Genomic DNA, 6,170 nt, shown 5'->3' on the forward strand with positions numbered 1-6,170 from the left:
GCGGCATGCCCCGAGCGGGGCGTACCGCTTTCACCCGACCAGCAACTGGCGTTGCAAGGCGGCCGTGCTGTGGATGACCACGTCGCGGCCCTCGACCAGGATCAATCCATCACTGATCAACTGCCGCAGCACGCGCGACAACGTGGCCGGCGCGAGGCCCAGCTTGGAGGCGACCAGCGTCTTGCTGCACGGGAAGCGCGCACGATCGAGCTTGCGCGGCAGCGTGAGCAGGTAGCCGATCAGGCGCTGGCTGGCGCTCTGCAGGTTGACGCTCTCGATGTCGCACATCAGCGTATGCAGCCGGGTCGACAGGCCCGCGAGCATCTGGCGCGCCAGGTGCGGGTGGATGTCGAGCGCGGCGTCGATGGCCGGTTTGCCGATCCAGATCAGCAGGGAGTCTTCCAGCGCCTGCGCATCGGCTGCATAGGGCCGGTTCAGGAACATGAAGGGCTCGCCAAAGTATTGGCCAGGCCCGAAGAATTCGATCACCTTGTTGTGTCCGTGCGCCCCGGGCAGCACGAGCTTGATCGCGCCGACGGCGACCACGTAGAAGCCATCGGCGCAATCACCCTGGCGGAAGGCGAAATCGTGTCGTGCAATGCGGACGTGGCGACACTCGCGGGAGAATGCCGCAAGGTCTTCGGCGTCGAAGTCTGCGAACAGCGGCGTGTGCTTGAGCAGGTCGCCAATATCGAGGGTCTCGTACATGGTGTCACCGGCAAGAAAATGAGGTAAAGCAGGTGGCCAGCGCGCGTTGCGTTGCCTCACTGGGCAACGTGGTGGCCAGGGTTCCGGGGGCACTTCGATAGGCTTGTATGGCGTAGTGTTCCACGCCGCGGCGGCTCAGGTTTTGCGCGAGCGCAAGGAGTTCGGGTTCGGGCAGCCAGTCCGGGTGCCAGGTGGTGCGGCACTCGTTGGCGCAGTGACTCTGCAGCAACAGATCGAGGCAGGCGTCAACCGGCGCGGCGCTGCCACGACGGCCCGTGAGGGCGTCGTAGCGCGATGCGGTGGTCTTGATGTCGAGGCCGACCCAGTCCAGCCGTGGCAGCACCTCGGCAAAGCGGGCGGGGTAGATGCCGCCGGTATGCAGCCCGATCTTGAAGCCGAGCGCGCGTGCCGCGTCGATCATCTGCGGCAGGCGCGGCTCGCTGAGCGGCTCGCCGCCCGAGAACACGACGGCATCGAGCAGGTTCTGCCGGCGCTGCAGGAAATCGAGCACATCGCTCCACTCGAGCGTGCGCGTGCGTTCCTGCAGGTGCGGGTTGTGGCAGTAGTGGCAGCGCCACGGACAGCCGCCAATGAAGACGACCGCAGCCAGCTGCCCCGGCCAGTCGACGCTGGAAAACGGCGTCAGGCCGCCGATGGCGGGCGGCGCCATGCCGTGCACGATCTCGTGCGACGTGCCCGCCGTGGCACAGGCCTGCGGCGGGCACGGCTGCGGATCAGCGGGCGCGCTCTTCAACAAAGAAGCGGCGTTCACGGAATTCCCCTTGCTTGCCGATATTGAACGAGCTGACAGGCCGGTGATAGCCCATCACGCGGGTCCAGACTTCGCAGCGGGTGCGCTGGCTGTCGTCGAGCAGGGCGGTGGGCGAGGATTGATGGATGGACGTGTTCATGCGGGTGCTCCTTCGTGGTGAGAACGGGTGGAAGAATCGGGGGCCGGCGCCGCATTGCTGCCTGCGCTGCAGCCGCATCCGGCGTGTGCCTGCTGCGCCAGCAGTTCTGCATCGCACTTGGGGCAGAACGCGTGGTGGCCGGATAGGTAGCCGTGCTTCGGGCAGATCGAAAACGTCGGCGTGATGGTGATGTAGGGCAGGCGGAAGTTCGACAGCGCCCGGCGTACGAGCTGCTTGCAGGCCTGCGGCGAGGAGATCGCCTCATTCATGTACAGGTGCAGCACCGTACCGCCGGTGTACTTGCCCTGCAGTGCTTCCTGCCTTGCCAAGGCTTCGAATGGGTCGTCGGTGTAGCCGACCGGTAACTGGCTGGAGTTGGTGTAGTAGGGCTGCTCGTGCGTGCCGGCCTGCAGGATGTCGGGCCAGCGCTTGCGGTCTTCGCGGGCGAAGCGGTACGTCGTGCCCTCGGCGGGCGTGGCCTCCAGGTTGTAGAGGTGGCCGGTCGCCTCCTGGAATTCGGTCATGCGCAGGCGCACGTGGTCGAGCAGCCGCACCGCCATGGCGTGGCCGGCGGGCGTGGTGATGTCGTCGGCGTCGCCGCTGAAGTTGCGGATCATCTCGTTGATGCCGTTCACGCCCAGCGTGCTGAAGTGGTTGCGCAGCGTGCCGAGGTAGCGGCGCGTGTACGGGTACAGCCCCTGGTCGATCAGCCGCTGCACGAACTTGCGCTTGACCTCCAGCACGTCGCGGCCGAGCGCGAGCAGCGTGTCGAGCCGCGCCATGAGCGCGGCCTCGTTGCCGGCATGCAGATAGCCGAGCCGCGCGCAGTTGACGGTGACTACACCGATCGACCCGGTCTGCTCGGCCGAGCCGAACAGGCCGTTGCCGCGCTTGAGCAGCTCGCGCAGGTCGAGCTGCAGGCGGCAGCACATCGAGCGCACCATGTGCGGTTCCAGATCGGAGTTCAGGAAGTTCTGGAAGTACGGCAGCCCGTACTTGGCTGTCATCTCGAACAGCAGTTCGGTGTTCGGGTGGTCCCAATCGAAATCGGGCGTGATGTTGTAGGTCGGGATCGGGAAGGTGAACGCGCGGCCCTTGGCGTCGCCCGCCATCATGACCTCGATGTAGGCGCGGTTGATCATGTCCATCTCGGGCTGCAGGTCGCCGTAGGTGAACGGCATCTCCTCGCCGCCGAGGTAGGGGATCTGCTCGCGCAGGTCGGCCGGGCAGGTCCAGTCGAAGGTCAGGTTGGTGAACGGCGTCTGCGTGCCCCAGCGGCTGGGCACGTTCAGGTTGTAGATCAGCTCCTGCATGGCCTGCTTGACGGCGGCATACGACATCGCGTCGTGTCGCACGAACGGGGCCATGTAGGTGTCGAACGAGCTGAACGCCTGCGCGCCCGCCCATTCGTTCTGCAGCGTGCCGAGAAAGTTGACGATCTGCCCGATGGCGGCCGACATGTGGCGCGCCGGCGTGGCTTCCACCTTGCCGGGCACGCCGTTGAAACCCTCGGTCAGCAACTGGCGCAGCGACCATCCCGCGCAGTAGCCCGACAGCATGTCGAGGTCGTGGATGTGCAGGTCACCCTCGCGGTGCGCGCGGCCGGCCTCGGGGCTGTAGACGTGCGAGAGCCAGTAGTTGGCGGTGACCTTGCCCGCGACGTTCAGGATCAGGCCGCCCAGGCTGTAACCCTGGTTGGCATTGGCGTTGACGCGCCAGTCGCGCTGTTCGAGATACTCGTCCATCGTGCTCTCGACATCGACCAGCGTGTGCTTGAGCGCGCGCAGGCGGGCGTGCTGTTCGCGATAGACGATGTAGGCGCGCGCCGTGCGCCAGTAGCCTGCACCCACCAGCGTGTCTTCCACGTCGTTCTGGATGGTCTCGATGCCCGGGCAGGTCAGCCCGGTCAATCGGCCGACCACGCGTGCGGCCAGTCGCGCCGCCTCCGGCGTGTCCAATTCACCCGTGGCCTGGCCGGCGGCGGCGATGGCCTGGCTGATCTTCAGCGCATCGAATGGCGCCAGCGACCCGTCGCGTTTGGTGACCTGCGTGCACGTCATGGGGTACTCCATATAGTGGTATGGAGTCAGACTAGCACTAGATATTGTGGTTGAAGGGGGTTTTCGCCGGCGATTTTTGAATCGCTTGACGGCCGTCAAGCGGGCCCACGGGCGGGGCGTGGGCGCGCGATCAGTCGACGATGAACAGCTTGGCGCCGGTCTCGGTGCTGGACTGGTGTGCCTCGGCGTCGTCGCCCACCTGGTAGCTCATGCCGGGCGTGAGCGTGAATTTGCGGCCGTCTGCCAGCGTGGTTTCCAGTTCGCCGGCCAGGCAGAACAGGATGTGCCCCTTCTTGCACCAGTGGTCGGCCAGGTAGCCCGGCGTGTACTCGACCATGCGGACGCGGATGCGGTTCGGTTCGTCGCCGAAGTAGCGCGTGCGCCAGATGGCCATGCCGGTCTCGCCGGTGTGTTCGGTGGGCTCGACGGCGGACCAGTCGGTGGTGCCGAAGGCGAAGGGAGGCATCTTCATCGTCAGGGTTCCGGTGGATGGGGCAGCCCACGATGGTAGCAGCGGCGCGGATGGTGAGAGCGCCGCATTTCGTGTGCATAAAATGCGCCTGTTGGATGCTCCCGACGCTCAACGGCATTGATTTTGGCGGCACGCGCTAGGGCTTTGCGATGTGCCAGATGCCGCCGGCACCGTCGCCGTTCTTTTGGCCGGGCTTCTTGTCGCCGGAGAAGCGATAGAGCGGATGCCCCTTAAACGTCCACTGGTGTTTGCCTTGAGCGGAGGCGATGAAACCCCATTCGCCGCTCGGCTTGTCATACGAGTCTGCCAGCGCAGCCGGCCATGTTGCCGAGCAAGTGCCGGTGCAGGCGCTCTTGCCCGGCATCGTGTCCCGGTCGAACACATAGAGCGTCATACCCTCGTCATCGACGATGATGCTGTTCGAAATCTTGGGTGGCTCCGCGAGCGACGCAAGGGGCGTGGAGCAGGCAAGGACGCATAGCAAGGTCTTGATCATCATGATCGGTCTCCTCATGCAAAGCGGGAACGTAGTACCTAAGGATTCGCCCGTTCCCTGACGAATTCGGCATGGATTCTCATGTGCACCTGGTCGCCGACGGCGGAAGACCCTCTCGACAACCCGAACGCCGCCCGAGGACGGGCAGCCCGCGGACAGCATGAGCACCAACATTGCCAGCACGGCCAAAGGAATCAGCCTCGATTTCATCGCCGCCTCCGGAACGGCCAAGGACATCAACAAAACGTTTCGCGCGGGCCATTTATTCCCCGGACGCGAGAGATGGCCAGGGCTGCTGGTGTGTGCTCGACAAGGCGCTTGGCAGCGTCGTGTGTCCGGTTGAGCGCGCAATCGGTCGGCTGTGCCTGATAGCGCACTTAAGCGCGCCCGTTCCAAGCGCCATGCGGCAACGCAGCCGATGACGATTCTGGCTCGGCAGAATGTATGCAGAAATTGCATGTTGCTATGCAACATCGACATAACGATCCCCACGCGCTTCTCTAATATCGTCGCTTTTTGTAAAGCGTGACAAAGCTGGGCCCCTCGGGCCCATACGAGATCCGCTCACCCACGGCCGCCATCCCGGCCCGGGCATCCATTGGAGAAAGTCTTGAACACCAAACGCCTGACCTCCCAGATCGGCGTGGCAATGCTGCTGGGCATCGCCGTCGGCTGGGGTTGCCACGAATATGCCAAGGACGCCGCGGCGGCCAAGGACATTGCGTCGTACTTCAGCATCATCACGGACATCTTCCTGCGCATGATCAAGATGATCATCGCGCCGCTGGTGTTCTCGACCCTGGTGACGGGGCTGGCCAGCATGAGCGGCGGGCGCTCGGTCGGGCGCGTCGGCCTGCGCGCGATGCTGTGGTTCGTCTGCGCGTCGGCCACCTCGCTGGCGCTGGGCATGCTGCTGGTCAACTTCTTCCAGCCGGGCGTGCATATGAACCTGCCGCTGCCCGACATGGCCGCGACGTCGGGCCTGAAGACCGGGGACTTCACGCTCAAGGCCTTCATCACGCACGTCTTCCCGCGCAGCATCGTGGAGGCCATGGCCACCAACGAGATCCTGCAGATCCTGGTGTTCTCGCTGTTCTTCGGCGCCGCGCTGTCGACGATGAAGAACCCGATGGAGAGCGTGATCGGCCGTGGTCTGGAAGAGCTGACCAAGCTGATGTTCCGCATCACCGACTACGTTATGCGCTTCGCGCCGCTGGGTGTGTTTGCCGCCATGGCCGCCGCCATCACGGTGGAAGGCGTGGGCGTGCTGGTGACCTACGGCAAGCTGATCGGCGAGTTCTACCTGGGCCTGGCGCTGCTGTGGGCGATCCTGTTCCTGGCGGGCTATCTGCTGATGGGCCGCTCGATCGGGCGCCTGCTCGGGCTGATCCGCGAGCCGACCATGCTGGCGTTTGCCACGGCGAGCAGCGAGTCTGCGTATCCGAAGACGATCGAAGCGCTGGACCGCTTTGGCGTGCCCAAGCGCATCTCCAGCTTTGTGCTGCCGCTGGGCTACTCGTTCA

Annotated in this window: 8 protein-coding genes and 1 pseudogene; 2 read left to right on the forward strand and 7 right to left on the reverse strand. The window is 64.9% G+C overall.

The window, feature by feature from the left end; all coding sequences use genetic code 11:
- Positions 1–30: 30 nt before the first annotated feature.
- The 7 genes and pseudogenes from QZ609_RS10980 to QZ609_RS11010 all read right to left on the reverse strand — a co-directional run.
- Positions 31–708, reverse strand: a complete 678-nt coding sequence (locus QZ609_RS10980; protein WP_295494205.1) for a Crp/Fnr family transcriptional regulator — start codon at positions 706–708, stop codon at positions 31–33.
- 4 nt (positions 709–712) lie between these two features.
- A complete protein-coding gene (locus QZ609_RS10985) occupies positions 713–1,480 on the reverse strand; it encodes an anaerobic ribonucleoside-triphosphate reductase activating protein (protein ID WP_295494207.1) in 768 nt (255 codons plus the stop codon).
- Positions 1,443–1,619 carry an anaerobic ribonucleoside-triphosphate reductase gene (gene nrdD / locus QZ609_RS10990; RefSeq protein WP_295494208.1) on the reverse strand — a complete coding sequence of 59 codons (177 nt, stop codon included), beginning with the start codon at positions 1,617–1,619 and terminating at the stop codon, positions 1,443–1,445. The genes QZ609_RS10985 and nrdD overlap by 38 nt, the downstream gene beginning before the upstream one ends.
- The gene (locus QZ609_RS10995; protein WP_295494210.1) at positions 1,616–3,679 is read right to left on the reverse strand and encodes a ribonucleoside triphosphate reductase; all 2,064 of its coding nucleotides are present in this window, start codon (positions 3,677–3,679) and stop codon (positions 1,616–1,618) included. Before QZ609_RS10995 ends, nrdD begins: the two co-directional genes overlap by 4 nt.
- Before the next feature lie 130 nt (positions 3,680–3,809).
- Entirely contained in the window at positions 3,810–4,151 is a 342-nt protein-coding gene (locus QZ609_RS11000; protein WP_295494212.1) for a DHCW motif cupin fold protein, read from the reverse strand.
- Between the two features lie 136 nt (positions 4,152–4,287).
- Entirely contained in the window at positions 4,288–4,647 is a 360-nt protein-coding gene (locus QZ609_RS11005; RefSeq protein WP_295494219.1) for a hypothetical protein, read from the reverse strand.
- A 38-nt stretch (positions 4,648–4,685) separates the two neighbouring features.
- Positions 4,686–4,784: pseudogene (locus QZ609_RS11010) on the reverse strand (YceI family protein); the annotation flags it as partial.
- A 23-nt stretch (positions 4,785–4,807) separates the two neighbouring features.
- Between QZ609_RS11010 and QZ609_RS11015 the strand changes: the two are divergent.
- Both QZ609_RS11015 and QZ609_RS11020 read left to right on the forward strand, forming a co-directional pair.
- Entirely contained in the window at positions 4,808–4,990 is a 183-nt protein-coding gene (locus QZ609_RS11015) for a hypothetical protein (RefSeq protein ID WP_295494213.1), read from the forward strand.
- Positions 4,991–5,257: 267 nt separating this feature from the next.
- Positions 5,258–6,170 (forward strand): dicarboxylate/amino acid:cation symporter (locus tag QZ609_RS11020; RefSeq protein WP_295494215.1); only part of this gene is annotated, 913 nt, incomplete at its 3' end.

This window comes from uncultured Ralstonia sp., assembly GCA_913056305.1.
Lineage (GTDB): Bacteria > Pseudomonadota > Gammaproteobacteria > Burkholderiales > Burkholderiaceae > Ralstonia.